Origin of the sequence: Pseudomonas sp. MWU12-3103b, from assembly GCF_023100615.1 — a bacterium.
Taxonomy (GTDB): Bacteria; Pseudomonadota; Gammaproteobacteria; order Pseudomonadales; family Pseudomonadaceae; genus Aquipseudomonas; species Aquipseudomonas putida_A.
This window is the reverse complement of record NZ_JALMEY010000003.1, coordinates 323,051-349,532: the sequence shown is the minus strand read 5'-3', so window position 1 is coordinate 349,532 and position 26,482 is coordinate 323,051. Positions and strand designations below refer to the sequence as shown.

The window sequence follows — 26,482 nt, the reverse complement described above, 5'->3', positions numbered from 1 at the left end:
TTCCCGTGCGTAGAACCAATTAGAGACCGTGATGAGCCAACCGTGGAGCCCTGACAGCTGGCGCGCCCTGCCGATCCAGCAACAACCCCAATACCCTGACGCGGCGCATCTGCGCCAGGTCGAGCAGACCCTGGCCAGTTATCCGCCGCTGGTGTTTGCCGGCGAAGCGCGCGAGCTGCGCCGTCAATTTGCCGAAGTGACTCAGGGCCGGGCGTTCCTGCTGCAGGGCGGCGATTGCGCGGAAAGCTTTGCCGAGTTCTCGGCGGCGAAGATTCGCGACACTTTTAAAGTGCTGCTGCAAATGGCGATCGTCATGACCTTCGCCGCCGGTTGCCCGGTGGTCAAGGTCGGGCGCATGGCCGGCCAGTTCGCCAAACCGCGCTCGGCCAACGATGAAACCATCGACGGCGTGACCCTGCCCGCCTACCGGGGCGACATCGTCAACGGCATCGGTTTCGATGAAAAAAGCCGCGTGCCGGATCCGGAGCGCCTGTTGCAGTCGTACCACCAGTCCACCGCCACCCTGAACCTGTTGCGCGCCTTCGCCCAGGGCGGTTTCGCCGACCTGCATCAGGTGCACAAGTGGAACCTGGACTTCATCGCCAACTCGGCACTGGCCGAAAAATACAGCCACCTCGCCGATCGCATCGATGAAACCCTGGCGTTCATGCGCGCCTGCGGCATGGACAGTTCGCCGCAACTGCGCGAAACCAGTTTCTTCACTGCCCACGAAGCGCTGCTGCTGAACTACGAAGAAGCCTTCGTGCGTCGCGACAGCCTGACCAACGATTACTACGATTGCTCGGCGCACATGCTGTGGATCGGCGACCGCACCCGTCAGCTCGACGGCGCTCACGTCGAATTTCTGCGCGGGGTGAACAACCCGATCGGGGTGAAAGTCGGCCCGAGCATGAACCCGGATGATCTGATTCGCCTGATCGACGTGCTCAACCCGGACAACGATCCGGGACGCCTGAACCTGATTGCGCGGATGGGTGCGAACAAGGTCGGCGATCACCTGCCGGCGCTGATCCGTGCGGTGCAGCGTGAGGGCAAACAGGTGCTGTGGAGCTCCGACCCGATGCATGGCAACACCATCAAGGCCAGCAGCGGCTACAAGACCCGCGACTTCGCGCAGATCCTGGGTGAGGTGAAGCAGTTCTTCCAGGTGCACGAAGCCGAGGGCACTTATGCCGGCGGGATTCATATCGAGATGACCGGGCAGAATGTCACCGAGTGCATCGGTGGTGCGCGGCCGATCACTGAAGACGGGTTGTCGGATCGTTATCACACCCACTGTGACCCGCGGATGAATGCCGATCAGTCGCTGGAGCTGGCGTTTTTGATCGCGGAAACCCTGAAACAAGTCCGCCGCTAGACCGCATCGCTGCTTTCGCGAGCAAGCTCGCTCCCACATGGGTTTTGTGTACGACACAGATCCAGTGTGGGAGCGGGCTTGCTCGCGAAGAGGCCCGCTCAGTCACAGCCGATCTGCGCCAATGCCACCCGCAACCGCCCCGCACTCTCACGCTGACAATTAAGCTGCACTCGCTCCAGCCCCAGCCAATCGGCCATCTGCCGCAAATTCAACGCCAGCGCCAGCATCCCCTCTTCGTCCAGCCCCGGCTCTTCCTCGTGCACTGCATGCACCGCCAATCGTCCCGACGCCCGCTCGGCGCGCAGATCGACCCGCGCGGCAATCCGCTCGTTGTGCAGAAACGGCAACACGTAATAGCCGTAGACCCGCTTGTCCTGCGGCGTATAAATCTCCAGCCGATAGCGGAAGTCAAACAAGCGCTCGGTGCGACTGCGCTCCCAGATCAGCGAATCGAACGGTGACAACAGCGCACTGGCGAAGACTTTGCGCGGGACTTTCGGCTGCGGCAGGCAGTAGGCGATCTGTCGCCAGCCAGCGACTTCGCAGGTCTGCAATTGCCCGTCCTCGACCAGCTCCGCCAGACGCGGGCGCGCATCGCCAGGGTTCAAGCGGAAATAATCGCGCAGATCCTTTTCCGTGCCGACGCCCAATGCCTGGGCCGCGTGCAGCAGCAAACCACGTTGTGCTTCGGCTTCATCCGGCAACGGCTGCTGCAAAATCGACGTCGGGATCACCCGCTCCGGCAAATCATACAAACGCTCAAAACCGCGGCGGCCGGCGACGGTCACTTCACCGGCGGCGAACAACCATTCCAGCGCATGCTTTTCCGCGCTCCAGTCCCACCATTGCCCGGCCTTGTCCTCGCGGGTCGACAGACTGCCGGCGCCCAATGCACCGCGCGCCTCAACCGCGCTTAAAACCCGGCGCACGACGTCCTGCTGCTCAAGACCAAACTTCGCCAGTTGCTGATAGATGTCTCTGCCAGTTCTGGCCCGCTGCATCCGCCACCCCATCAACGGATACATCGCCAGCGGCAGCAACGACGCTTCGTGGCCCCAGTATTCGAACAGCGTGCGCCGACGGCCCGAACTCCAGGCAGCCTGGTCGAGCAGATCGGAAGAATAGGAACCCAGACGGGAAAACAGCGGCAGGTAGTGCGAGCGCACCACGGCGTTGACGGAGTCGATCTGCAACAGCCCCAGCCGTTCGATCAGCCGGTTGAGTTGCGGCGCCTTGACGGTCGGCGGCTGGCGCCCGTTGAACCCTTGGGCAGCCAGCGCCAGTCGTCGCGCCTGTTTGAGAGAAAAGGCCAGAGTCGCGGGCATGAACATCTCCTTGTCTGCTCGCAACCTACCTCACCTGAAAGTGGTTTGTGTAGTAAGGCCTTGATCATTTATGCATCGGATCATCCCAGAACGGCCGGATGGCCTCGTGTTCGACGTCGGCACGGCTGACCCCGATGTCCTTCAGCGCTTCGTCGCTCAGGCTGGCAAGCAACTCGCGTTCTCGGTGCAATTCGTACCAGCGGCTAAACTTGTGCAGCAGGTCGGAAACGATATGGCCGTGGCCGGAAAATTTTGTGTCGTCTACATACTCTCTTTGACCTTTCATCGTGTTGCCCTCCTTGTGGATGGCTCAAGTCTCGCGCTGGCGCTAAGATCAATCCAACGAATGTTTCTGATGGCATTCATCACGGAGATTCATCAATTGTCGGCCTACCCCAGTATCGATACCGATGTCCTGCGCACTTTCGTTGCGATTGCCGATCAGGGCGGTTTTACCCGCGCCGGCGAAATGGTCAACCGCACGCAATCGGCCGTGAGCATGCAGATGAAGCGCCTCGAAGAAGACGTGCTGCAGCGACAGTTGTTCGAGCGTGACGGCCGCCAGGTGCGCCTGACCGCCGAGGGCCAGGTGCTGCTGGGTTATGCGCGGCGCATCCTGAAATTGCACAGCGAAGTGTTCAACACGCTGCGCGAGCCGCACATGGTCGGCACCGTGCGCATCGGTACGCCGGACGATTACGTGATGCGGTTTCTGCCGGGGATCCTCTCGCGGTTCGCTCAGTTCTACCCGCTGATCCAGATCGAAGTGCATTGCGAATCCAGCAAACAGCTGTTGCAGCGCACCGATCTGGACTTGTCGATTGTCACCCGCGAGCCGGGCAACGAGATCGGTCAGTTGCTGCGCAAGGAGCGTTTCGTCTGGGCCGAGGCGCAGAATTTCAGCGCCCACGAGCAGACGCCGTTGCCGCTGGCGATGTTCAACAGTGATTGTTTCTGCCGCTTGTGGGCCTGCAATGCGCTGGACGCGATGGGCCGCGACTACCGCATCGCCTACAACAGCACCAGCCTGTCGGCGCTGATGGCGGTAGTGAGCGCGGGTCTGGCGATCACCGCGCAACTGGAAAGCCTGATCACCCCGGACATGCGCATTCTTGGCGCCGCCGAAGATCTGCCGCTGTTGCCCGAGGCCAGCATCATGCTGATCCGCAACCTGAACAATCCGTCGCCGATCACCGAATGCCTGGCCGAGCACATCGTCGAAGGCTTCAAACTTTAAACGCGAGCATCACCGCGCACAGCACCAGAAAACCGCAGAACAGCCCGCGCAGGAGCCGTTCCGGCATGGCGTGGGCGACTTTTACCCCCCAACTGATGCTGGCCAGACCGCCGATGGCCAGCGGCAAGCCGATCATCCAGTCCACTTCGTGATGCACCGCGTACGTCACCAAGGTCACGCCGGTGCTCGGCAATGCCAACGCCAGCGACAGGCCCTGGGCAACCACTTGGCTGGTGCCGAACAGACTGGTCAGCACGGGCGTCGCCACCACGGCCCCGCCGACACCGAACAAACCGCCCATGGTCCCGGACGCTGCGCCGAGAACACCCAGCCATGGCCATGAGTAACGCATTTCGGAGGTCACTGCGGTTTTCTTGCCGAACATCTTCAGCAGGTTGTACGCCGAGAGCACCACGAGGAACGCGACAAAACCGATGCGCATGGTTTGCGCATCGATGCCCACCGCCCAGATCGAACCGATCCACGCAAAGCAAAAACCCATGGTCGCCAGCGGCAGCGCATGACGCAGCTCGATGCGATTGCGCTGATGATAGCGCCACAGCGCCAGCATCACGTTGGGCACCACCATCACCAGCGCCGTGCCTTGGGCGATCTGCTGATCGAGGCCAAACCATACGCCCAGCAGCGGGATGGCGATCAAACCACCGCCGATGCCGAAGATCCCGCCCAATGTGCCAAGGGCGGCGCCAAACAGCAGGTACAACAAAAACTCGATCACAGCGATGTCCTCATCCGTCAGGCGATTCATCCTACGCAGTCGAGGCTGGCGGGGAAACGCACAGCAACGCACAATGGCTATGCCAATTTCGCACAAGCATCGAAACACTCATGAATCCCAATCAGTTGACCGAACAGCTCGGGCTGTTTCTCGATGTGCTGGAAAGCGGCAGTTTTTCTGCAGCTTCCCGTCGTCATCCGCTGACGCCTTCCGCCGTGGCGCGGCGCATCGACAGCCTGGAAAACGCGGTCGGCAGCCAGTTGTTCATCCGCAGCACCCACGCCGTGCGGGCGACCCCGGCGGGTCTGGCGTTTGCCGAGCGAGCACGGCGCATCGTCAGCGAACTGCAACTGGCCCGCGCCGAGGCAGTGTCGTTGAGCAGTGCGCCGGAAGGCTTGATCCGCATCGATGCCCCAGCCGCTTTTGGTCGCCGCCATCTCGCGCCGGTCATCGCTGACTTTCTGGTGCTGTACCCGGGCCTCGACGTGCAATTGCACCTGATCGACAGCTTCATCGATATGCACGGCTCGAACCTGGGCAAAGTCGATCTGGTGCTGCGCGCCGGGCAAATGGCCGATACGCGGCTGGTCGCCACGCCCCTGGCGAGCATGGTGCGCATTGCCTGCGCCAGCCCCGACTACCTGAAACGCCGTGGCGCACCGCGCCATCCCGCGCAGTTGAGTGAACATGACGGGCTGGATTGGGAAGGTCTCGCCCCGCCCTTCGCCTGGCGCTTCGAAATGGACGGGCAAATGCAACTGCATCGCCCCGCGCGCATCCGCATGAGCGCCAACAATGCCGAAGCGCTGGTGTGCGGTGCTCTGGCCGGGCTGGGCATCGCGCATTTGCCGACCTGGCTGGCCAGTGAGTACCTGCTGCGTGGCGAACTGCTGCCGCTGTTCTGCGAGAACGGCCTGCCGCAACCAGAGAGTACCGGCATCTATGCACTGCGCATGGAACAACAGACCCACTCGCGCAGCCGTCTGCTTTTGGAATACCTCAAGACCCGCTTCAGCCCGGTGCCACCGTGGGATCTGGCGCTGCAACGCGAGCTGGGCCGACACTAGATCCTGGATAATTATCTGGCGCATTAAACATTCGGGCGCTAGATTCAAGCCCATCACCGAACAAGGCTTTGCCATGACCACCGAACGCGACACCTGCGACGACCTGCTGCTCGACAATCAGGCGTGCTTCGCCCTGCATTCCACTTCACTGATGATGACCAAGGTCTACAAGCCGCTGCTGCAAGCGCTGGGCCTGACCTATCCGCAGTATCTGGCGATGATGGTTCTGTGGGAAAAGGATGGTTTGACCGTGGGTGAAATCAGCACGCGGTTGCTGACCGATCCCGGCTCGCTGACACCGTTGCTCAAACGGCTAGAAGGTGAAGGTCTGCTCAGCAGAACCCGCAGCCGTGAAGACGAACGGGTGGTGATCGTCGAACTGACCGCGCAGGGCCGAGCTCTTCGTGAGCAGGCCAAGAGCGTTCCGCAATGCATCTTGGGCGCCAGTGGTTTCACCCTCGAACGCCTGCAGAATCTTCAATCTGAGCTGCAAGCCCTGCGCAGCCATCTGCAAGAAAGCCTGACCGGATAACAGCGCTGCCCTCTTGTAGGAGTGAGCCTGCTCGCGATAGCGGTGGTTCAGTCGGCCCCCGTATTGCCTGCTCCACCGCTATCGCGAGCAGGCTCACTCCTACAAAGGATCGGTTCACCAGGAAAATATTCTTCAGCCCGCGCCCCCACCATCCGCTCTAAATCTTCACTTTCAAGCTGATCGACAGTGCCTTTAAAGGACCGAGATTCAGCTTTCTCAAAAAATTATCTTGCGCACTAAACATTAGCGAGCTACATTCACCTCGCACTTACTTAGCGCGCAAACAATTAGCGCAAAAACAGACACCCAACGAGGCCCACACCATGCAAACTCTCTACACTGCAATCGCAACCTCCACTGGCGGCCGTGACGGTCGTGCGATCTCCAGCGACAACATCCTCGACGTCAAACTCGCTACCCCGAAAGAACTCGGCGGTGCCGGCGGCGCAGCGACCAACCCTGAGCAACTGTTCGCTGCCGGCTACTCGGCCTGCTTCATCGGCGCGCTGAAATTCGTTGCCAGTCAGACCAAACGCAAAATCCCGGACGACGCCTCGATCACCGCTCACGTCGGTATCGGCCAGATTCCTGGCGGTTTCGGTCTGGACATCGACCTGCACATCAATCTGCCGGGCCTGGAACAGGCTGACGCACAAAGCCTGGTTGAAGCGGCGCATCAGGTCTGCCCGTACTCCAACGCCACCCGTGGCAACGTTGACGTACGCCTGCACACCACCGTTTGAGAACAACACCAATCCACTGTGGGAGCGGGCTTGCTCGCGAATGCGGTGTGTCATTCAACACACAGGTTGTCTGACCGGGCCTATTCGCGAGCAAGCTCGCTCCCACAGGGTCCGGTGGTAGACGTGGAATCGCAGGCACAAAAAAGCCCGACTCAATGGTCGGGCTTTTTCTTTCCGTAAAAAGCAGTGCTTATTTGGCACGGCCTTTGTAGGAACCGCCTTCGCGGGTATCGATCTCGATCATGTCGCCGATTTCGATGAAGTCAGCAACCGACAGCTCGGTACCGTTCTTCAGTTTGGCAGGCTTCATCACCTTGCCGGAAGTGTCACCGCGAGCGGAACCTTCGGTGTAGTCAACCTGACGCACGATGGTGGTCGGCAGTTCTACGGAAACCAGACGCTCTTCGAAGAACACGGCTTCGCAAACGTCGGTCATGCCTTCTTCAACGAAAGGCAGAACGCTTTCGATGTCTTCGGCGTTCAGTTCGTACATGGTGTAGTCAGTGGTGTCCATGAACGTGTAGGTGTCGCCGCTGATGAAGGACAGGGTCGCTTCTTTGCGGTCGAGGATCACGTCGTCCAGCTTGTCGTCCGCACCGTAAACGGTTTCGGTCTTGTAACCGGTCAGCAGGTTCTTCAGCTTGGTCTTCATGATCGCGCTGTTACGGCCCGACTTGGTGAATTCAGCTTTCTGAACCAACCAAGGATCGTTGTCGATACGGATCACGGTACCGGGTTTGAGTTCTTTACCAGTTTTCATTGCGAATATCCGAATTTGGATGGGATTTACAAAAATCTAGGCCGCGTATCATATCCAATTTAGGTAAAACTGTACCAGCGCTGCGGCAAGATCCGCCTGCAAGCCTTGTTCCAGACACCATTGCTCGGCGTTTTCCTGCAGTTCTGGCCAGTGTTTACGGACCTGGAGCCAGTGCTCGCCGATCGGTTTCCCGGCACTCCAGGCCCGCCACAGACCGCTCATCGCCTCGGCAGCGGCCGGGGAAAGCCCTTTGGTGTAGAGCGCGAGAAAGGCATCGAGCTTGTCCAGGTGAATGTCTTCGTCCTGCTGATAGATGTGCCAGAGCATCGGTCGCCCGGCCCACTGTGCACGGACGAACGAGTCTTCACCGCGCACCGCGTTGAAGTCGCAGCACCACAGCAACTGATCGTATTGATCCTGACGGACGAACGGCAGCACCTGCACCGTCAGCGCCTGACGCACGTCCAGATCGCCGACAGCCAACGCATCGACCCCGAGCCAGCGCGCAACGTCACCGAGGATCCGCCCTTCCGGCACCAGCAGATGGGTCGGCGTGCTATCGGCCGCCAACGCATCCAGCCAACTGGCCAGCCCGGCATTTTCGTAGGCAAACAACGAGATCAGCTGTGCGTCAGCTGCGCGATCTACGCCCAGGCCGTGCAGGAATTGTCGCTGCGCAGCCGCGTCCTGCTGAAATCGCCGACGCCGCTCAAGCAGACCGTTTTCACGCAGCAAGCCGCCCGTCCCCGGTTGAAATCCGGGAAAGAAAAAGAATTTCTGTACCGACTTGTACTTCACCGACGGCAAACCGTGACAACCGGTGACCCAGTCTTCGGCGCTGAGGTAATCGAGGTTCATCCACAGCGGTGGCTGTTGCCGCTCGGCCATGGCGTCCATATAGGCGGTTGGCAACTGACAAGCGAACGCGGCGATCACCACGTCCGCCGCCTCCGTCTGCGGCCAGTCGCTCGGCCAATGCCGCACCTCGACGCCCTGCTGCGATTGCTGCGCCAGGTGGATGTCGATCTCGGGGCAGATACGTTCAAAGGCGCGCAGGTCATCGACCCACAGGCGCACCGCCAGCCCATGCTCGGCTACCAGTTGCCGGGCCAGACGCCAGGTCACGCCGATGTCGCCATAGTTGTCGACCACGGTGCAAAAAATATCCCAGCGGGTTTTCGGTATCGGCATGCAAGACTCCCGTTGGCAAAAGCGCTGATTGTCCGCATAAATGACCTCGCGCAGAAGAGCCGACGGCGATTAATCTTCGTGCGACAATCGCCACTTGCCCGCAATCATCCGCCAGGAGGCAGCCATGCCCTATCGTCCCAATCCGCGTCGCCCGTTGCCCGTTCAGCTTAGCGCGCTGCAACTGACCGGCAGCATTGCCCTGGGCATGTGGCTGGGCTTTCTGGCCATTGCCCTGACTTGCTGGCTGATTTCGCGTTTTGTGTTGACCGAGCAACTGGCACCGGTTGCTCAGGCGGTGCAGCAACTGGCCAAGCCGCCAGCGGCCGTTCAGGTACAACCGGACATTCCGCCACAGAGCCCGCTGTTCGAACAGTACGAAGAAAACCTGCGCAAGAACGAGCAGCAGGCGCGCCTGGATCAGGCTCGCGGCAGCAGTCGCAACCAGTCAAATCCGAAATGCCAGTTCTGGCTGCAACAGGACCAGACCGCGCCGAGCGAAAAGAGCCGCGCCAACGTTTTGCAATTCTGCGATTGATCATGAACAAACACACCGTCCACCAACTGATCCTCGACAAACTGCGCGTCGACCTCGACATCGCCGAACGCGCCGCGCAGACCGCTTACGAAACCGCGACCCACGAAGAGAACATCGCCGAGAACAAATACGACACGCTAGGGCTTGAGGCTTCCTATCTGGCGGCGGGTCAGGCGAAACGGGTCGAGGAAATTCGCCAGTCACTGGCGCTGTGTCAGAACCTGACGCTGCGCGCCTACGACGAAAATCGCGGCATCGAGATTGGCGCCCTGCTCGGTCTGAAGGACGAAAAGGGTCGCGAGCAATGGCTGTTTCTAGCCCCGGATGCGGCGGGCCTGAAAGTCGATGTGGTGGGTCAGCCGATTACCGTCATCACCCCGCGCTCGCCGCTGGGCAAAAGCCTGCTGGGCAAGTTCGAGGGCGATGAAGTGGAGATTCTGGTGGCGGGCACCCGGCAACAGTTTGCTGTCACCGAGGTGCTTTGAGGCAGGGTCTTAGTGGACCGGCAGTTCGACGCCGTCGAACAGCTCTTCCAGTTCCTGCTTGTTGTGGCACTGGATGGCTTTGGCCATCACTTCGCGGGTCAGGTGCGGGGCGAACTTCTCGATGAAGTCGCACATGAAACCTCGCAGGAAAGTACCGCGACGGAAACCGATCTTGGTGATGCTCGACTCGAACAGTTCGCTGGCATCCAGCACCACCAGGTCGTTATCGAGCTTGGTGTCGACCGCCATCTTGGCGACGATGCCCACACCCAGGCCCAGGCGCACGTAAGTTTTGATCACGTCGGCGTCGGCAGCGGTGAACACCACTTTCGGCGTCAGGCCGCGATGGCTGAAGGCTTCGTCGAGTTTCGAACGACCAGTGAAACCGAACACGTACGTCACGATCGGGTATTCGGCCAGCGCTTCAAGGGTCAGCTTCGGCAGCTTGGTCAGCGGGTGGCCCTGCGGCACGACCACGCAACGGTTCCAGCGATAGCACGGCATCATCACCAGATCGCCGAACAGCTCCAGCGCTTCGGTGGCGATGGCGAAATCGACGGTGCCGTCAGCGGCCATCTCGGCGATCTGCATTGGCGAACCCTGGTGCATGTGCAGCGCCACGTCCGGGTATTGTTTGATGAAATTGCTGATCACCGGCGGCAATGCATAACGCGCCTGGGTATGGGTGGTGGCGATCGACAGGGTGCCTTTTTTCTCGTTGGAGAATTCCTGGGCAATCTGCTTGATGCTTTCGACCTTGCGCAGGATTTCGCCTGCGGTGGTGATGATGCGCTCGCCGGCCGGGGTGACGCGGGTCAGGTGCTTGCCACTGCGGGCAAACACTTCAACGCCAAGTTCGTCTTCCAGCAGGCGGATCTGTTTACTGATACCCGGTTGCGAGGTGTAAAGGCTTTGGGCGGTAGCGGAAACGTTGAGGTCGTGGTGCGCCACTTCCCAGATGTAGCGCAATTGTTGAAGCTTCATATGTATCCCTCAAAGCAGGTAGACGCCACGGGCATCAGCGACGGTATATAACTATATTAATGGTTTGATGAATAAATCTAGAACTTTTTTATCAAAAGGCCATTATTCCCGCTTCAGCGATCCCCCCGGCGCCGGCGCTCCACCAATGGCACCAGATAAACCGGCACCTTGGCCAATTGCAGGACCCGGGTCGCCGTGCGCCCCAAAGGCGTTTCCGCCCCTACGCCGTGGCTGTGAGTGCCTACGATCAGCAAATCCACAGAGAGTTTCTGCACCTGGTCGAGAATCACCTGCGCCGGATCGCCCTGCACCACACGAACCGCGCAAATCCGCTGCAGATCCTGCTCGCCCTCGTCGCCCAGCTCTTCGCGAAAACTGTCCAGCACCCGTTGCTCGATATTGGCGATGACAGTTTTCAGACCCTGACTGTGAAATTCGTTCAATGCCTGTTCGTCGAGATAACTCTGCAACACCGACTCGGCAAACAGCCCCATGGGTTCCACTGCATGCACCACATACAAGTCGGCATTGAATGTCCGCGCCAGCGCCAAGGCATGCTGCATCACTAAAGGTGCGTAAAGACCGAGGTCAGTGGCATACAGCATCGAACGAATCATATGACCTCCTCGCGTGCCAACATGGCGGAGATTTGATTCAGCTTAGCAGTGCCTTGGCGAGTACGACGTGCGACGCAACGTCTTGAAGCACTGAGGCTTTAGATCGACGGTTCGTTACTGATGCCATGCGGTACGTGACCGGTGGCGACCACTTCGCGGGCCGCCTCGCAGTGGCCGGTCTGATCGTCGAAGAACACATCGGCAGCGAAGGCTTCGAGAAACGCCGATTTGGTCAGCCCGCCGAGAAACAGCGACTCGTCGAGGCGGATGTCCCACTCGCGCAAGGTGCGGATCACCCGCTCATGGGCCGGTGCCGAACGCGCGGTAACCAGCGCCGTGCGGATCGGGCAGTCGTCTTCGGGGAACTCGCGTTGCAGCGCATTGAGTGCCGCCAGAAAGCCCTTGAAAGGCCCACCGCGCAATGGCTCGCGCGCCGACTCGCGTTCCTTGGCCTGAAACGCCAGCAGCCCGCCGGCCTGATAAACGCGCTCGGATTCGTCGGAGAACAACACCGCGTCACCGTCGAAGGCGATGCGCAACTCATCACTGGCCGCGCGACTGGCGCCGCCGGAGAGAATCGTCGCCGCGGCAAACCCGGCGTCCAGCGCGGCGCGCACATCCTCGGCGTGGGTGGACAGAAACAAGTCACAGCCAAACGCTTTGAGATAGGGATACGGACTGCGCCCGCCGACGAAGGCCGCCCGCGAGATGTCCAGCCCATAATGATCGATCGAGTTGAACGCGCGCAGCCCGGTGTCGGCACTGTTGCGCGAAACCAGAATCACCTCGACCCGGGCGCGGTCGAGGCGACTGTTGAGGCTCAGGAGTTTTTCCACCAGCGGGAACGCATCGCCGGGCGCGAGAATTTCGTCTTCGTGTTCAATCTGGTATTGCCGATAGGCTTCGACGCCGCTCGCCAGATAGACCTTATGACTCTCGCTCAGGTCGAACAAGGCGCGAGACGAAATCGCCAGCACCAGTTTGTCATCGATGTTCTTGGCCATGCCTTCCCCCACTCCCCCGAAAACCGACTCAAGTGTTGCGTCGGTCGATAAAACTCAATGTGCGATACAGCGCTTCGATCCGTGGCAACTCACAGCCTGCCGCTTTGGCTGCGGCCAATGGCCGGGCGTAAATCGCTTCCAGCTCCAGCGGCCGTTTATGCAGGAAATCGTGGTACATGCTCGGCCAATAGTCGGGCATTTTCTCGGTCATCATGAACAGGTACTCGGCGTAACCGGGCGGAACGTCGTGACCGCAGGCCCTGGCGCCCTGCACCACTTCGGCCATCAACGCCTGGATCAGCGCGCGACTGTCCGCGTCGGCCATCAGCGGCGTGGTGCCGGCGCCGAGCAACACCGAGAGACCGTTGTAGGGAATATTCCACACCAGTTTCTGCCAGCGCGCCTGTTGCAGATTGGGCATCGCCTGCGAATCGATGCCAGCGGCGCGGAACAGACCGGCACCCTCCTCAACCAGCGCCATGCGCGCCGCTTCATCCGCCGCCGGGCCACTGTGATAGCCGACATTCACCGCACCCAAGGCCTGATGGGTGATGTGTCCCGGCCCTTCGCGATGCACGCAGATCAGGCACAGACCACCGAGCAGATGCAGGGAATCGGGTAGCAACTCGCGCAAGCTGTCTTCGACGTCCAGACCGTTCTGCAGCACCAGCACTTTCGCGCCGGGCCTGGCCGCAGCAATGATCGCCGGGGCCAGACCCGCGCTGCTGGTGGTCTTGGCGCCGACCAGCAACCAGTCGCAAGCCGGCATGTCCTCGGCCTTCGCATACGCCTGCACCGGGTTCAGCGTCAGGGTGCCATGCACGGCACTGTCCACCTGCAAACCACGTTCGGCCACCGCCGAGAATTCACTGCGCAGTAAAAAGTGCACATCGAAACCGGCCCGCGCCAGCATCAGACCGTAAAACCCGCCAATGGCCCCGGTGCCGATAATCCCGATCACCGGTTTGCTGTCTGCTCCCACCATCTATGGCAACTCCTCTGCAATTCGACCCAGCGCCTGCGCCACTGCCGCGTTCAGCGCAACGGCGGTCAGACGCGTGTGCAATGCCCCAAAGAACTCGCCGTCGCGCACCACAAACAGCGCCGGCAAATGAAAGACCTGATAACGCTCCACCAACCCGCCGTTGTCGCCGGCATCGATCCAGCACAGGCGATCCACCGCCAGCTCGAACCCGGGCAACACCTCTCTGGCATAGCGGCAGCTGGAACAGCCGACGCTGGTGAAAATCACCAGCGAAACGCCGCTCATCGCCAGCAGCCGCTGGTCGGCGTCGAAATCGGTCAGCTCGGATTCGACCACTATACTGGGTGAAACAATGTCAAATGGCCGACACAGGGAGTCTGTGCTCATGGGACGTTTCATTCCTCATCCGGACGAAGTGCCGGTTGAATTAACCTTGCTCAAGCCCGAGTGTATTTCCAGGCAACAGCTGCACACTATCAGCCTCGGCGGGATCGCTTGCAATTATCACCGCGCCTGGCGCCACGGCACGGCGCTGCAGGTGCGCATGCCGACACTCAACGCCGAGATCTGTTATCCGGGCTATGTCGCGTGGTGTCTGCGGCGCAAAAAGGGCTATCTGGTGGGGATCGCGTTCACCGATGAGCAGACGCTGTTCAGTGCCCGGATGGGCGAACAGGTGTGCCAGATCGAACGTTATTGCCGCATGAACGAGGCCCACGACGATCTGCAGGATATTCAGGCGCTGGCCCTGCAATGGGTCGAACAACACGCCGACGAGTTCTCCCACGACAGCGTGCGCAAGGCTTTTGCCCAGCCAGTGCTGGATTAAAGCGGCGTTTGCCCATTGTCGAGCCGCGTCTGACGCGCTAAGGTTCGGCTCCCCGACGCGCTTAAATCTGCTGTGCTCCGCCGCGCGGGGATCGCTGGCGGCCGGCACCCGTGACCTGACGAGTAAACGATGGCTGATTTACCGATCAACGACCTAAACGTCGCCTCTAACGAGACCCTGATCACTCCCGATCAGCTCAAGCGTGATATCCCTCTGAGCGATGCTGCGCTGCGCACCGTCACCAAGGGCCGCGAAGTCATTCGCAACATTCTTGATGGCACCGACCACCGTCTGTTCGTAGTGATCGGCCCGTGCTCGATCCACGATATCAAGGCTGCCCACGAATACGCCGATCGCCTCAAGGTGCTGGCGGAGGAAGTCTCCGACACCCTGTATCTGGTCATGCGCGTGTATTTCGAGAAGCCACGAACCACCGTTGGCTGGAAAGGCCTGATCAACGATCCGTACCTGGATGACTCGTTCAAGATTCAAGACGGTCTGCATATCGGTCGCCAGTTGCTGCTGGACCTGGCCGAGAAAGGCCTGCCGACCGCCACCGAAGCCCTCGACCCGATCTCCCCGCAGTATCTGCAGGACCTGATCAGCTGGTCGGCCATCGGCGCACGCACTACCGAATCCCAGACCCACCGTGAAATGGCTTCCGGTCTGTCCTCGGCTGTCGGCTTCAAGAACGGTACCGACGGCGGCCTGACCGTGGCGATCAACGCCCTGCAGTCGGTGTCCAGCCCGCACCGTTTCCTGGGGATCAACCAGGAAGGTGGCGTGTCGATCGTCACCACCAAGGGCAACGCCTACGGTCACGTGGTGCTGCGTGGCGGCAACGGCAAGCCGAACTACGATTCGGTCAGCGTCGCCCTGTGCGAGCAGGCGCTGAACAAGGCGAAGATCAAACCGAACATCATGGTTGATTGCAGCCACGCCAACTCCAACAAGGACCCGGCCTTGCAACCGCTGGTGATGGAGAACGTCGCCAACCAGATCCTCGAAGGCAACCAGTCGATCATCGGCCTGATGGTCGAGAGTCACCTGAACTGGGGCTGCCAGGCCATCCCGAAAGACCTCGCCGACCTGCAATACGGCGTGTCGATCACCGATGCCTGCATCGACTGGTCCGCCACCGAGAACACCCTGCGCGGCATGCACGCCAAGCTCAAGGATGTTCTGCCGAAACGTCAGCGCAGCTGATCAGCGTTTCACGGGCATAAAAAAACGCCGGGCATTGCCCGGCGTTTTCGTGTGTGCGATTCAGATCTTGGCGGCGCGGCGCTGATGACGTTCCATGTAGCGCTCGACGTAGGAGCATGACGGGATCACCGTGTAGCCCATTTCTTCGGCGTACTGCAGCGCGCTTTCGGTCAGCGCTGCGGCAATGCCACGGCCGCGCAAGGCGTTGGGCACGAAGGTGCGATAGATATCCAGGGTCTGTTTCCCCAGATCCATATAGGTCAGGTAGGCACGATGACCGTCCACATTGGTCTCGAACTGATGACCAGCCTGGTCATGGTGGATGGACAACGCCTCGCTCATCACTACTCCTCGCGGGTCTCGAATTCTGACCCCTACCTTACCGATGTTTTTCCGGCGAAGGAACATCTACGCCACCCCGTGCCTGATGGACACCGAGAAAAACCACACCGGTCTCGCGCAATCGAGCACGTCATAAATAGTAGGCACCATTGGCGAAAATGCTCAAGGTGCGCTCGTCATCATGCTCGTTGAACGGGTGACTCCGATGGGCGTAGTGGCAGGCGCGGGGACGATCTTCCCCAGGCACTCGCCTGAACATTGCCGGATGTCGAGACTTAAGACGCAGCCTCTTCTTTAAAGTCACCTCAAGAGCGACAAAGATATGTGAGGTGTCATGCAAAATCGGAACAAAAGTGTAGACGAATTCATCTAGGCAGACTTGGTGCAAGACGCAGAAACAGCACCGGACAACGGGAACTTTTTCTCATTAACACGCTCAGGCCGGGGCCTGCAGCTGGATATTTTTTATACAGCCCGGTTAAAAGTTGCTCGAAAAAGAATCAACGCCTACAATTTTTTTTGCTTCTTGCGCTCCGTCAGTTTACTTACTACAAGTAATGGGTAGTATGTACGCCGGCTATTTCCTCAATCGGAGGAGAAAGCCACTTAATTGAAAGTCCTTGAAGGGGAACACGATGAACAACGTTCTGAAATTCTCTGCTCTGGCTCTGGCCGCAGTTCTGGCTACCGGTTGCAGCAGCGCATCGAAAGAAACCGAAGCACGTCTGACCGCTACTGAAGACGCAGCTGCTCGCGCTCAAGCTCGTGCAGACGAAGCATACCGTAAAGCTGATGAAGCTCTGGCTGCTGCTCAAAAAGCACAACAGACTGCTGACGAAGCTAACGAGCGTGCTCTGCGTATGCTGGACAAAGCTAGCCGCAAGTAATAATCCCTCGGGATTGTTATCAAGCCGACCCATTTTTTGGGTCGGCTTTTTTATTGCCGGTACTTTCCCCCGGGCAATAAAAAACCCGCCGACGCTGCACGCGCCTGCGGGTTTTGATCGACTTACTGCTGCAGGTCGATCGGGGTGTTCGAGACCATCGGCGCCGAGGTATTCGGTGTGCCGATTTCAGTTGGCAGGCCATCTTCGGCCGCTACCACATCACGCACGACATCCCAGTTCACGCGCAGGTTGTTGGTGACATCTTCGCGCTTGAGCATCGCATTGATCACTGCAGTGTGCTTGTCGACCACCGACGGGTTGCCCTTGTCATCGATGGGTGTGTGCGCTTCCAGATAGACCTTGCCGCCACTGCTGCCGAACTTGTACGCATCGTTGAGAATGCGCACCGAAGTGCCGACCGGCACCATGGCCGCCATTTCCAGCACGTTGTTGTTGAACATGCGGAAGCAGCCGTGGCTGGTGCGCATGCCGATGCCGAACTTCTTGTTCGAACCGTGGATCAGGTAGCCCGGAGTGCCCAGGGTGAACTTGAACGGCCCCAGCGGGTTGTCCGGGCCGGCCGGTACCACGTTCGGCAGCGGATCACCGTCGGCGGCGTGCTCGGCCTTGATCGACGCCGGAGGGGTCCAGGTCGGGTTCGGCGTCTTGGCTGTGATCGAGGTGTGCGCGATTGGCGAGCCCCAACCTTCACGCCCGATCCCCAGCGGGAAGGTGTACACCACGTTCCGGCCTTTCGGGTAGTAGTAGAGGCGGTACTCGGCGAGGTTGATCACGATGCCTTCGCGTGGACCCGGCGGCAGAATGAACCGGGTCGGCAGGACGATTTCAGTACCGGCGCCCGGCAGCCAGGCATCGACGCCCGGGTTGGCCGCGACCATTTCCGAATAGCCCAGGTCGTACTTGGTGCCCAGGTCAGCGAAGGTGTCTTCGTATTTGGCCTTGATCACCTGCACCTGGCCGATGATGTCCTCACCGGGTGGTGGCAGGGGAAACTCCAATGCAGCAACGGGACCGGCCACACACAGGGCGGCAAGTGACAGGCAGCGGGTGACGGCAGGAAAGCGCGGCAACATCCGGAAAATCCTTCGCATGATCAACAAGGGTATAAGAGCGCGATTGTACACCGCACCTCGGGAATTCGGGGAGATGCGCCGATGGCCAGCCAGAAGTCTTCATGTAGGAGCTGTCGCAGGCTGCGATTTGTTGATCCTAGAGTTCGAAACGCAACTCAGGCCAGATCGGCGAGGTGCCGCGCTTTTGCGACTCGAGAATCGCCCGGCACAACGAACACAGACGCTGATCCTGAAACACCCGACGATCCACACTCGACCAACGCGGTTGTGCCGGCAGCAGACTGCCACACAACGTGCGATCTGCCGAGCCACCGAGTTCGAGCTGACGGGTCACCAGATGCACCCGCACTTCCTGGCAGGCGAACAGATCCAGCTGTTCGTCAGGCTCGATCAGTTGGTAGGCAAACAGGGACCAGGCAGGACGCGGCATCGGGGGCTCCAAATAAGGGGGCGCCACATTAGCCGAAAGCCTGCCACTAGAAAAGCCTCATAACAGCGGTTTTAGCGTCGGCCAGACATTTTCCAGCAACTTGCCCTGAGCCCCGGCGGCCGGGTGCAGACCATCGGCCTGCATCAGCTCGGGATGCCCACCCACGCCGTCGAGGAAAAACGGCACCAGCGGGATTTTTTTATCGTCGGCGAGTTTGCCGTAGACCTCGGCAAAGGCATCGGAGTAACGCTTGCCGTAGTTGGGCGGCAATTGCATGCCCAGCAGCAACACCTTGGCGCCACTCTGACGCGAGCTGTCGATCATCGCCGCAAGGTTTTGTTGCAATTGCGTTGGCGGCATTCCGCGCAGGCCGTCGTTGCCCCCCAATTCGAGGATCACCAGTTCCGGCTTGTGCTCTGCAAGCAGCGCCGGCAGGCGTGCCTGGCCTCCGGCACTGGTGTCGCCGCTGATGGAGGCATTGACCACTTTGTCGTCAAAACCCTCCTGCTTGAGCCGTTGCTCGAGCAGCGATACCCACCCCAGGCGGGTATCCAGTCCGAAACCGGCGCTGATACTATCGCCAACGATCAGGACAGTACCCGCCGCTGCGTTCTGGGCCATGCACATCAAGGCCAGGCCAGCACTCAAAAACCAAACACGCATCGGATTCTCCATGGGCGCAAGCATTCTCACCGCGAAGAACCTCAGCAAAGTGGTTCCCAGCGCGGAAGGTGAACTGACTATCCTGCACGAACTCAGCCTGGAACTGAACCAGGGCGACAGCCTGGCCATCGTCGGCGCGTCCGGTTCCGGCAAATCCACCCTGCTCGGCCTGCTCGCCGGCCTCGACCTGCCAAGCAGCGGCGAAGTCATCCTCGCGGGGCAAGGCCTGAGCAATCTCGACGAAGACCAGCGCGCGCGAATCCGTGCCGAACACGTGGGTTTCGTCTTTCAGTCCTTCCAGTTGCTGGACAGCCTCAACGCCCTGGAAAACGTCATGCTGCCGCTGGAACTCGATGGCCGCAAAGACGCCCGCGAACGCGCCACCGAACTGCTGCAACGGGTCGGTCTCGGCCAGCGCCTGACGCACTCGCCGCGCCAGCTCTCCGGCGGCGAACAACAGCGCGTGGCGATTGCCCGGGCTTTCGCTGCCGAGCCGGACGTGCTGTTCGCCGACGAACCCACCGGCAACCTCGACAGCCACACCGGCGAGCGCATCAGCGACTTGCTGTTCGAACTGAACAAGGAACGCGGCACCACCCTCGTGCTGGTGACCCACGACGAACGCCTGGCCCATCGCTGCCGGCGCCTGATCCGACTTGAAGCCGGGCTGCTGGTTGCCCCTCTGGAGCCTTGATGGCACGTCTGCCGCTGTTGCGTCTGTTCAGTCTCGCCCTACGTCAACTCATGCGCGATGCCCGCGCCGGCGAATTGCGCGTGTTGTTTTTTGCCTTGGTCGTGGCGGTCGCGGCGAGTACTGCCATCGGCTACTTCGGCGCCCGCCTCAACGGTGCGATGATGCTGCGCGCCACCGAGTTCCTTGGCGCCGACCTGGTGCTTGAGGGCAGCTCGCCGGCCCGCGACGAACAGATCCGCAGCGGCACCGAGCTGCGCTTGAATCATGCGCAGGTGGTGGAGTTTTCCAGCGTCATTGCCACCGACAATGGCATTCAGTTATCGAGCATCAAAGCCGTCGACCGCGCCTACCCGCTGCGCGGCGAGCTGAAAAGTGCCCCGGCCCCGTTTGCCGCTGAAACCTCGGGCGGCGAGCCGCAACCCGGTGAAGCGTGGGTTGAAGCTCGTCTGCTGACTGCGCTGGATCTGAAGATCGGCGACAGCATCGACGTCGGCATGAAAACCTTGAAGCTGACCCGCGTGCTGACTTACGAGCCGGATCGCGCCGGCAACTTCTACAGCCTCACGCCTCGGGTGATGATCAACCTCGACGACCTCGCCGCCACCGGCGTAGTGCAACCCGGCAGCCGCGTGAGTTATCGCGAACTGTGGCGCGGCGAACCGCAGGCGCTGGAAACCTACCGACAACTGCTCAAACCCGGTCTGGCCGCCAATCAGCGCATACAGGATGCGCGCGACGGCAACCGGCAGATTGGCGGTGCACTGGGCAAGGCCGAGCGTTATCTGAACATGGCCAGTCTGGTCGCGGTGTTGCTGGCCGGCGTGGCCGTAGCGTTATCGGCCAACCGCTTCGCCAGCCGCCGCTTCGATGCCAGTGCGCTGTTGCGCTGCCTCGGGCTGTCGCGCCGGGAAACCATGGCGCTGTTCAGTATTCAGCTGACCGTGCTGGGCCTGTTCGCCGCCTTCAGTGGTGCCGTGCTCGGCTGGCTGGCGCAACTGGGACTGTTCGCTCTGTTGCATGATCTGCTACCCGCCGATGTGCCACCGGGCGGCCTGTTTCCGGCGCTCGCCGGGATCGGCACCGGGCTGGTGGCACTGGCCGGTTTCGCCCTTCCACCGCTTGCCGCGCTGGGCCGGGTGCCACCGCTGCGCGTATTGCGTCGCGACATGCTGCCGATTCCGTCGAGCACCTGGATGGTTTATGGCGCAGCGCTGGGTGCGCTGGGCCTGATCATGTGGCGCCTGAGTCTGGATCTGCTGCTGACCTTCGCTCTGCTTGGCGGTGGCGTGGTCGCTGCGCTGGTGCTGGGTGGCTTGCTGCTGTTGTTGCTCAACAGCCTGCGCCGAATGCTCGCCCGCGCGCCGCTGCCGTGGCGTCTCGGCCTGGGGCAGCTGCTGCGTCATCCACTGGCCGCTGCCGGTCAGGCGCTGGCGTTCGGTTTGATCCTGCTGTCGATGGCGCTGATCGCCCTGCTGCGTGGCGAGCTGCTCGACACCTGGCAAAACCAGTTACCGAAAAACGCCCCCAACTACTTCGCCCTGAACATCCTGCCGGCGGACAAACAGGCCTTCACCGATCACTTGATCAAGGTGTCCGCGCAGGCGGCGCCGCTGTACCCGGTGGTGCCGGGACGGCTGATCAGCATCAACGGCGAACCGGTGCAGCAGATCGTCAGCAAGGATTCGGCCGGCGACCGTGCCGTGCAACGTGACTTGAGCCTGACCTGGGCCGCCGACCTGCCGGCCGGTAACAAGCTCACCGCCGGTACGTGGTGGACCGGGCAACCCTCGGACGACGTACCGGGCGTGTCGGTTGAAGGTAAAGTCGCCGAAAGCCTCAAGCTCAAACTCGGCGATCACATGGTGTTCAGCGTCGGCGGGGTCAATCGTGAAGCGAAAGTCACCAGCCTGCGCGAGATCAACTGGGACAACTTCCAGCCGAACTTCTTCATGATCTTCCAGCCCGGCACCCTGAAGGATCTGCCGGCGACTTACCTGACCAGTTTCTATCTGGCCCCCGGTCACGATCAGCAGATCGTCGAGCTGTCGCGGGCATTCCCGGCGGTGACCATCCTTCAGGTCGAAGCCCTGCTCGAACAGCTGCGCAGCATCCTCGCCCAGGTCACCCTGGCGGTGGAATACGTGTTGTTGTTTGTGTTGGCGGCGGGGATGGCCGTGCTGTTCTCCGGCTTGCAGGCAACCCTGGATGAACGCATTCGCCAAGGTGCGCTGCTGCGTGCGCTGGGCGCGCAACGGCAGTTGCTGATCAAGGCGCGGCGCATCGAGTTCGGCTTGCTCGGTGCGGTCAGCGGCTGGCTCGCGGCCATCGGTTCGGAAGTGGTGAGTCTGGTGTTGTATCGCTATGCATTCGATCTGCCATGGCATCCGCATCCGTGGTTGCTGATGCTGCCATTGATTGGCGCCGCGCTGATTGGTGGTGCCGGCGTGTTCGGCACGCGTCGGGCATTGAATGCGAGCCCGCTGACAGTCTTGCGCGAGGGTTGATAGACTCCAGCCTTAGTCACCACAAGAAGTTGCCATGAGCCGTTATCGCCCTCCCCGCACCGCCGGCACCGCGCTGATCACCCCTGAAGGTGAAGCGCGGATGCGCGCCGAATTCCATGAGCTGTGGCATGTGCGCCGCCCGCAGGTAACGCAAGCGGTCAGCGAAGCAGCGGCGCAGGGTGATCGTTCGGAAAACGCCGAGTACACCTACGGCAAGAAAATGCTGCGCGAGATCGACAGCCGCGTGCGATTTCTCACCAAGCGTCTCGAAGCACTGAAGGTCGTCAGCGAAAAACCCAGCGATCCGAACAAGGTCTACTTCGGCGCCTGGGTCACCATCGAGGACGAAGACGGCAAGCAGTCGCGCTACCGCATCGTCGGTCCGGATGAACTGGATCTGAAACTGGGTCTGATCAGCATCGACTCACCACTGGCCCGCGCCTTGATCGGCAAGGCGCTGGACGCCGAAGTCCGGGTACAGACGCCAACCGGTGAGCAGTTTGTCTATATCGTGGCGATCGAATATCCCTGAGCGTTTCAGCGGCGGGTGATCAAACCCTGCCGCGCAACGCGGGTCAGTTGCTTGATCATTTCCGGAGCGTCTTCAGCGCTCGGTGCCTGAATCACCGCCAGGTCAAAACTGTCACTGGCAAACCGCGCCAGCGACTCGCCATCTTCAACGAACTGGATCAGGAACGCGGCAGGACCGCCGCTGCGACGTGGCCAGCCATCGAGATAACGCAACAGCGTCGGCTGATGTTTGCCGCCAAGCAGGATTTTCGGGTTGCGCTGGGTGATATGTGCCGTGATCGGCGCGGGACGTGCTGGAGGGCGTAGTGCATTCATCGTGTCGTGTCTCTGCCTCAAAAGTCTGCATGGCAGGTGAGAGGCAACACCGAACCAGCGCTTTAGCGGTATTTCGAAGCCCTGTTCCGGCTTCTGACGGCAACTGTCTGAGTCACCTGGCGCCCCGCAAGTAGCTGTTTAAATCGGCGCATGAGCAACATCCTAGATAACGTGACCGATGAGTGTCAAGAATCGGCCGCAACAAAAAAGGCCCGCACAATGCGGGCCTTTTGCTTGAGCCAGAGCGCTCAACCGGCGATGGCGCGATCCACCGACAGCTTGCCGGCGCCTTCGATCATCACCGCGAGGCTGCCACCGAGCAGCGCCAGGGCGAACTCGTAACCGTTGTTGGCCATGAACAGACCGTTGCTGATGTGTACGGTGAAGATCGCCACCAGCGACAGGAAGGTCAGACCCAGCGCCGCCGGGCGCACCAGCAGGCCGATGATCAGCGCCAGACCGGCGAAGAACTCGGTACCGCCGGCCAGCGTGGCCATCAGATAACCCGGGTGCAGACCGATGCTGTCCATGTATTGCGCGGTGCCCGCCAGACCGTAACCACCGAACAGACCAAACAGTTTTTGCGAACCGTGGGCGGCGAAGATCACGCCGACCGCGATACGCAGAATGGTCAGGCCGTAACCGGCACGAGTGAACAGAACCTTGTTGATCAGAGAGCTCATGGGGCATTCCTTGTTTTGCGAGAAGTGTGTTGGGATTGGCCGCTATATTAATCAGTTAAATTCATGTTAAAAGCGCAATTATTCCGCCATAACAATCAACTTATTAGATCATTTCCGTGAAGCGACTTTCTGTCCCCGGGGCTCCAGCGACTCCCGCTCCCGGTCGAACGCCAGGTAATACTTGTTCACGCTATTAACATAGCTGACGGGGCCCATGCCCACCTGCTCCATGGCGATGCGCTCGACCTGAAAGAACCACTGGTTCGGATTCAGCCCGCGCCGGCGCGCCTCGGCGCGCATGCCTTGCACCCGCTCCGGGCCGATGTTGTAGGCCGCCAGGGTGAACGCCATGCGCTCGCGCTCATTGAGTTTCGGACTGTTGAAAAACTTGCGGCGAATCATCGCCAGGTACTTGGCCCCGGCCTGCACATTCGCATCGAGATTCTGGATGTTGCTCACACCGACTCGCTGCGCCGCGGACGGGGTAATCTGCATCAACCCGGTCGGACCACTGCCGCTGCGGGCGCTGGGTTGCAGGGCTGACTCCTTGAAGGCCAGCGCCGCCAGATTCAGCCAGTCCATGCTCTGCGCGTCGGCGTGTTTTTGCAGGGTCGGGCGCAGTTTCTCCAGACGCTGGCGGTCAGCCTTGGCCAACGGATAATGCACTTGATAGAGCCGTCGATAAATCCGCAGAAACTCTGCATCCTCGTTCGCCGGCTTCCTGTAGCCGCCCAGGAAACGATCGATGCTCGCCCGCAGCATCGAGGCATCACGGCGCACGAACCAGTATTCCTCACCCGGCTCGCTGATCATCAATTGTCGGTCGAAACGCAGCTTGGGCAGGATCTTGCCCCAACGCTCGGCGATCGGTTGCTCGACGACGGTCAGGTGGAAAATCCCGCCCTGCACCATCTCCAGCACGTCCTCGACCGCCAGCGTCGGATCGACCCATTCGATCTTGATCGGCGCCAGTTTGTGCAACGCCAGTTTCTGATTGAGCTGGCTGACCGCCTCCCCCGCCGCGCTGCCGGTGGGCAAGGCCAGGGTTTTGCCGGAAAGCTGCTCGACCTTGGTGTAACGGCGCTCGCCTTTGATGCCGACCAGCACCAGCGGCACGTTGCTGGCGATCGGCTCACTGCTGGCCACCGCGTGGCCGGGTTGCAGATCAAGCAGCTCGCCGGGCGCGACCAGATCTCCTTCACCACGCTGCAACGCGCCGAGCAGCTGATCCTTGGCTTTGGGAATGATCTTGAGGGTAATTTCCTGACCATCGCGGGCGTGGCCATTGAGGTATTGCTCGAAGGCACGCAGGCGATGGTATTCGACGCCGATGGCCTGACCCTGGACTTCACCGGAACTGTTGCGACTCTGATTGACCAGCACGCGCAACACTCGACTGCTGCGGATCTCCGACAGGTCACGAACCTTGGCGGCCGGCACGGCTTGCTGTGGCCCGGGCAAGCGCGCAACCGCCGTTATCGGCAGCAGCAGTGACGCGCACAACAGGAGCAAAACCGAGGGACGATGCATCCACTCTCCGGAAAGAATGCGGGGTGATTTCACCGCTGAACGGTCGAAATCGCCGACGAAAACAGAGCGCCTGGAGCGCTGGCAAAGTGCGAGAGACTGGCACAGTGATGGCTTTGCTGCCAACCCGGGCTACGTCACGGCATCAAAAGACAGCTATAACTCGTTGTAGTTCTTGGCTTTTCTTATAAATCTACAGCTCTGGTATGCTTTCCGGCCTTCGGCCCGAGGTAGAACCATGCAACTCATCGATATCGGCGTCAACCTGACCAACCCCAGTTTCGCCGAAAAACATCAGGCCGTGCTCGACCGCGCCTACGCTGCAGGGGTCTGCCAACTGGTGCTGACCGGCACCAGCGTCGAGAGTAGCGAGCAGGCGCTGGAGCTCTGCCGGCAACTGGATCAAAGCGGCCAGCGGCTGTTTGCCACCGCTGGCATTCACCCGCATTCGGCCAGTGACTGGAACGCGGACAGCGCGCGCCGTTTGCGCAGCCTGCTGCAAGAGCAAAACGTGGTCGCAGTGGGTGAATGCGGACTGGATTTCAACCGTGATTTCTCGCCGCGCCCGCAACAGGAAAAAGTCCTCGAAGAACATCTGGCGCTGGCAGTAGAACTGCAATTGCCGGTGTTCCTGCATGAGCGGGATGCCAGTCAGCGTCTGCTGGAAATCCTCAGGGACTTCCGCGATCAACTGCCCGCCGCCGTGGTGCACTGCTTTACCGGCGAGCAAAAAGCCTTGTTCAGCTACCTGGATCTGGACCTGCACATCGGCATCACCGGCTGGATCTGCGACGAGCGCCGTGGCACGCATCTGCACCCGCTGGTCAAGGAGATCAAGCGCGGACGACTGATGCTCGAAAGCGACGCGCCGTACCTGCTACCGCGCACCTTGCGCCCAAAGCCGAAGAACGGCCGTAATGAGCCAGCGTATCTGACCGAGGTGCTGCGCGAAGTGGCGCTGCATCGGGGCGAGACCGAGGAAGATCTGGCTGCGCACACAACGGCGTGTGCCCGCGCGTTCTTCAACCTCCCCGCCCTGCCCTGACACGCCAGAATCCCCCTGTGGGAGCGGGCTTGCTCGCGAAGGCGGTGTGTCAGTCATTGTTAATTAACTGAACCACCGCATTCGCGAGCAAGCCCGCTCCCACAAAGGGGCTCAGCGTAGAACCTGTTGACCTGTATCAAGATCTTCAGA

At 60.7% G+C, this 26,482-nt stretch carries 31 protein-coding genes and 1 pseudogene; 14 read left to right on the top strand and 18 right to left on the bottom strand.

Translation table 11 applies throughout. The features are described from left to right. Positions 1 to 31: 31 nt before the first annotated feature. Positions 32 to 1,378, top strand: coding sequence for a 3-deoxy-7-phosphoheptulonate synthase class II (locus tag M0808_RS07705; protein WP_007964815.1), 1,347 nt, complete (start codon positions 32 to 34; stop codon positions 1,376 to 1,378). Positions 1,379 to 1,476: 98 nt separating this feature from the next. Here M0808_RS07705 and M0808_RS07700 read toward each other — a convergent pair whose 3' ends face one another. Then, positions 1,477 to 2,703 (bottom strand): winged helix-turn-helix domain-containing protein, encoded by a 1,227-nt coding sequence (locus M0808_RS07700; protein ID WP_247840564.1) that lies wholly within the window; start codon positions 2,701 to 2,703, stop codon positions 1,477 to 1,479. A 64-nt stretch (positions 2,704 to 2,767) separates the two neighbouring features. Further along, a complete protein-coding gene (locus M0808_RS07695) occupies positions 2,768 to 2,989 on the bottom strand; it encodes a DUF1127 domain-containing protein (RefSeq protein ID WP_007964812.1) in 222 nt (73 codons plus the stop codon). Positions 2,990 to 3,085: 96 nt separating this feature from the next. Here M0808_RS07695 and M0808_RS07690 point away from each other — a divergent pair, with 96 nt between their 5' ends. Continuing rightward, positions 3,086 to 3,940 carry a LysR substrate-binding domain-containing protein gene (locus M0808_RS07690; RefSeq protein WP_025113145.1) on the top strand — a complete coding sequence of 285 codons (855 nt, stop codon included), beginning with the start codon at positions 3,086 to 3,088 and terminating at the stop codon, positions 3,938 to 3,940. On the opposite strand, the gene M0808_RS07685 is transcribed toward M0808_RS07690, so the two are convergent. After that, entirely contained in the window at positions 3,930 to 4,679 is a 750-nt protein-coding gene (locus M0808_RS07685) for a sulfite exporter TauE/SafE family protein (RefSeq protein WP_171061882.1), read from the bottom strand. The two genes, M0808_RS07690 and M0808_RS07685, sit on opposite strands and share 11 nt — an antisense overlap. Before the next feature lie 110 nt (positions 4,680 to 4,789). On the opposite strand from M0808_RS07685, the gene M0808_RS07680 reads away from it, so the two are divergent. The 3 genes from M0808_RS07680 (at position 4,790) to M0808_RS07670 (ending at position 7,021) form a co-directional block, all read left to right on the top strand. Further along, complete coding sequence (locus M0808_RS07680) at positions 4,790 to 5,746, top strand: LysR family transcriptional regulator (RefSeq protein WP_247840562.1); 957 nt, start codon at positions 4,790 to 4,792, stop codon at positions 5,744 to 5,746. 73 nt (positions 5,747 to 5,819) lie between these two features. After that, positions 5,820 to 6,278, top strand: a complete 459-nt coding sequence (locus M0808_RS07675) for a MarR family transcriptional regulator (protein ID WP_135296291.1) — start codon at positions 5,820 to 5,822, stop codon at positions 6,276 to 6,278. Positions 6,279 to 6,601: 323 nt separating this feature from the next. Then, complete coding sequence (locus M0808_RS07670) at positions 6,602 to 7,021, top strand: organic hydroperoxide resistance protein (RefSeq protein WP_108183405.1); 420 nt, start codon at positions 6,602 to 6,604, stop codon at positions 7,019 to 7,021. A gap of 16 nt (positions 7,022 to 7,037) precedes the next feature. On the opposite strand, the pseudogene M0808_RS28555 reads toward M0808_RS07670, so the two are convergent. The 3 genes and pseudogenes from M0808_RS28555 to earP form a co-directional block, all read right to left on the bottom strand. Further along, positions 7,038 to 7,160 (bottom strand): annotated as a pseudogene (locus M0808_RS28555) (metal ABC transporter ATP-binding protein); the annotation flags it as partial. A gap of 51 nt (positions 7,161 to 7,211) precedes the next feature. Continuing rightward, positions 7,212 to 7,781 carry an elongation factor P gene (locus M0808_RS07660; RefSeq protein ID WP_003226785.1) on the bottom strand — a complete coding sequence of 190 codons (570 nt, stop codon included), beginning with the start codon at positions 7,779 to 7,781 and terminating at the stop codon, positions 7,212 to 7,214. Between the two features lie 48 nt (positions 7,782 to 7,829). Continuing rightward, complete coding sequence (gene earP / locus M0808_RS07655) at positions 7,830 to 8,972, bottom strand: elongation factor P maturation arginine rhamnosyltransferase EarP (protein ID WP_247840560.1); 1,143 nt, start codon at positions 8,970 to 8,972, stop codon at positions 7,830 to 7,832. Between the two features lie 124 nt (positions 8,973 to 9,096). Between earP and M0808_RS07650 the strand changes: the two genes are divergently transcribed. Together M0808_RS07650 and M0808_RS07645 are read left to right on the top strand one after the other, a co-directional pair. Then, positions 9,097 to 9,507: a hypothetical protein gene (locus M0808_RS07650; protein WP_041069540.1), complete on the top strand. Its 411-nt coding sequence runs from the start codon at positions 9,097 to 9,099 to the stop codon at positions 9,505 to 9,507. A 2-nt stretch (positions 9,508 to 9,509) separates the two neighbouring features. Then, complete coding sequence (locus M0808_RS07645; RefSeq protein ID WP_247840558.1) at positions 9,510 to 9,992, top strand: GreA/GreB family elongation factor; 483 nt, start codon at positions 9,510 to 9,512, stop codon at positions 9,990 to 9,992. A gap of 9 nt (positions 9,993 to 10,001) precedes the next feature. On the opposite strand, the gene cysB is transcribed toward M0808_RS07645, so the two are convergent. The 5 genes from cysB to M0808_RS07620 form a co-directional block, all read right to left on the bottom strand. Next, positions 10,002 to 10,976: an HTH-type transcriptional regulator CysB gene (cysB, locus tag M0808_RS07640; protein ID WP_007908591.1), complete on the bottom strand. Its 975-nt coding sequence runs from the start codon at positions 10,974 to 10,976 to the stop codon at positions 10,002 to 10,004. A gap of 113 nt (positions 10,977 to 11,089) precedes the next feature. Next, positions 11,090 to 11,593 carry a universal stress protein gene (locus tag M0808_RS07635; protein WP_027613453.1) on the bottom strand — a complete coding sequence of 168 codons (504 nt, stop codon included), beginning with the start codon at positions 11,591 to 11,593 and terminating at the stop codon, positions 11,090 to 11,092. Between the two features lie 98 nt (positions 11,594 to 11,691). Further along, the gene (locus M0808_RS07630) at positions 11,692 to 12,597 is read right to left on the bottom strand and encodes a 5'-nucleotidase (RefSeq protein ID WP_027613454.1); all 906 of its coding nucleotides are present in this window, start codon (positions 12,595 to 12,597) and stop codon (positions 11,692 to 11,694) included. A 28-nt stretch (positions 12,598 to 12,625) separates the two neighbouring features. Beyond that, a complete protein-coding gene (locus tag M0808_RS07625; RefSeq protein ID WP_027613455.1) occupies positions 12,626 to 13,582 on the bottom strand; it encodes a putative 2-dehydropantoate 2-reductase in 957 nt (318 codons plus the stop codon). Next, positions 13,583 to 13,969 (bottom strand): thioredoxin family protein, encoded by a 387-nt coding sequence (locus tag M0808_RS07620; protein WP_115989230.1) that lies wholly within the window; start codon positions 13,967 to 13,969, stop codon positions 13,583 to 13,585. It lies immediately after the preceding gene. Here M0808_RS07620 and M0808_RS07615 point away from each other — a divergent pair. Together M0808_RS07615 and M0808_RS07610 are read left to right on the top strand one after the other, a co-directional pair. Further along, positions 13,968 to 14,411: a PilZ domain-containing protein gene (locus M0808_RS07615; protein ID WP_003226800.1), complete on the top strand. Its 444-nt coding sequence runs from the start codon at positions 13,968 to 13,970 to the stop codon at positions 14,409 to 14,411. The genes M0808_RS07620 and M0808_RS07615 overlap by 2 nt on opposite strands. 129 nt (positions 14,412 to 14,540) lie before the next feature. After that, a complete protein-coding gene (locus tag M0808_RS07610) occupies positions 14,541 to 15,617 on the top strand; it encodes a 3-deoxy-7-phosphoheptulonate synthase (protein ID WP_027613457.1) in 1,077 nt (358 codons plus the stop codon). Between the two features lie 60 nt (positions 15,618 to 15,677). Here M0808_RS07610 and M0808_RS07605 read toward each other — a convergent pair whose 3' ends face one another. After that, positions 15,678 to 15,959: a GNAT family N-acetyltransferase gene (locus M0808_RS07605; RefSeq protein WP_003226804.1), complete on the bottom strand. Its 282-nt coding sequence runs from the start codon at positions 15,957 to 15,959 to the stop codon at positions 15,678 to 15,680. 635 nt (positions 15,960 to 16,594) lie between these two features. Here M0808_RS07605 and oprI point away from each other — a divergent pair. Further along, positions 16,595 to 16,846 (top strand): outer membrane lipoprotei OprI, encoded by a 252-nt coding sequence (gene oprI, locus M0808_RS07600; RefSeq protein ID WP_025113130.1) that lies wholly within the window; start codon positions 16,595 to 16,597, stop codon positions 16,844 to 16,846. Positions 16,847 to 16,968: 122 nt separating this feature from the next. Here oprI and M0808_RS07595 read toward each other — a convergent pair whose 3' ends face one another. The 3 genes from M0808_RS07595 to M0808_RS07585 form a co-directional block, all read right to left on the bottom strand. After that, positions 16,969 to 17,940, bottom strand: coding sequence for a L,D-transpeptidase family protein (locus M0808_RS07595; RefSeq protein WP_027613458.1), 972 nt, complete (start codon positions 17,938 to 17,940; stop codon positions 16,969 to 16,971). A 136-nt stretch (positions 17,941 to 18,076) separates the two neighbouring features. After that, positions 18,077 to 18,370 (bottom strand): hypothetical protein, encoded by a 294-nt coding sequence (locus tag M0808_RS07590; protein WP_003226812.1) that lies wholly within the window; start codon positions 18,368 to 18,370, stop codon positions 18,077 to 18,079. Positions 18,371 to 18,427: 57 nt separating this feature from the next. Beyond that, positions 18,428 to 19,033 (bottom strand): arylesterase, encoded by a 606-nt coding sequence (locus tag M0808_RS07585; protein ID WP_247840556.1) that lies wholly within the window; start codon positions 19,031 to 19,033, stop codon positions 18,428 to 18,430. Between the two features lie 10 nt (positions 19,034 to 19,043). Here M0808_RS07585 and M0808_RS07580 point away from each other — a divergent pair, with 10 nt between their 5' ends. From M0808_RS07580 to greB, 3 genes are read left to right on the top strand one after another with little or no spacing between them, the layout of a single operon-like run. Further along, on the top strand, positions 19,044 to 19,727 hold the full coding sequence (locus M0808_RS07580) for an ABC transporter ATP-binding protein (RefSeq protein ID WP_007964778.1): 684 nt from the start codon (positions 19,044 to 19,046) through the stop codon (positions 19,725 to 19,727). Continuing rightward, positions 19,727 to 22,231, top strand: a complete 2,505-nt coding sequence (locus M0808_RS07575) for an ABC transporter permease (RefSeq protein WP_247840555.1) — start codon at positions 19,727 to 19,729, stop codon at positions 22,229 to 22,231. The genes M0808_RS07580 and M0808_RS07575 overlap by 1 nt, the downstream gene beginning before the upstream one ends. Before the next feature lie 34 nt (positions 22,232 to 22,265). Beyond that, positions 22,266 to 22,763 (top strand): transcription elongation factor GreB, encoded by a 498-nt coding sequence (greB, locus tag M0808_RS07570; protein ID WP_016770885.1) that lies wholly within the window; start codon positions 22,266 to 22,268, stop codon positions 22,761 to 22,763. Between the two features lie 5 nt (positions 22,764 to 22,768). Here greB and M0808_RS07565 read toward each other — a convergent pair whose 3' ends face one another. The 3 genes from M0808_RS07565 to M0808_RS07555 all read right to left on the bottom strand — a co-directional run bounded on the left by M0808_RS07565 (position 22,769) and on the right by M0808_RS07555 (position 25,290). Further along, positions 22,769 to 23,077, bottom strand: a complete 309-nt coding sequence (locus M0808_RS07565) for a hypothetical protein (RefSeq protein WP_003226820.1) — start codon at positions 23,075 to 23,077, stop codon at positions 22,769 to 22,771. A 248-nt stretch (positions 23,078 to 23,325) separates the two neighbouring features. Continuing rightward, positions 23,326 to 23,760: a DoxX family protein gene (locus M0808_RS07560; protein ID WP_007964771.1), complete on the bottom strand. Its 435-nt coding sequence runs from the start codon at positions 23,758 to 23,760 to the stop codon at positions 23,326 to 23,328. 108 nt (positions 23,761 to 23,868) lie between these two features. Next, the gene (locus M0808_RS07555; protein WP_247840553.1) at positions 23,869 to 25,290 is read right to left on the bottom strand and encodes a transglycosylase SLT domain-containing protein; all 1,422 of its coding nucleotides are present in this window, start codon (positions 25,288 to 25,290) and stop codon (positions 23,869 to 23,871) included. Between the two features lie 235 nt (positions 25,291 to 25,525). Here M0808_RS07555 and M0808_RS07550 point away from each other — a divergent pair, with 235 nt between their 5' ends. Then, entirely contained in the window at positions 25,526 to 26,332 is an 807-nt protein-coding gene (locus M0808_RS07550; protein WP_134787025.1) for a TatD family hydrolase, read from the top strand. The last annotated feature ends 150 nt before the right edge of the window (positions 26,333 to 26,482 follow it).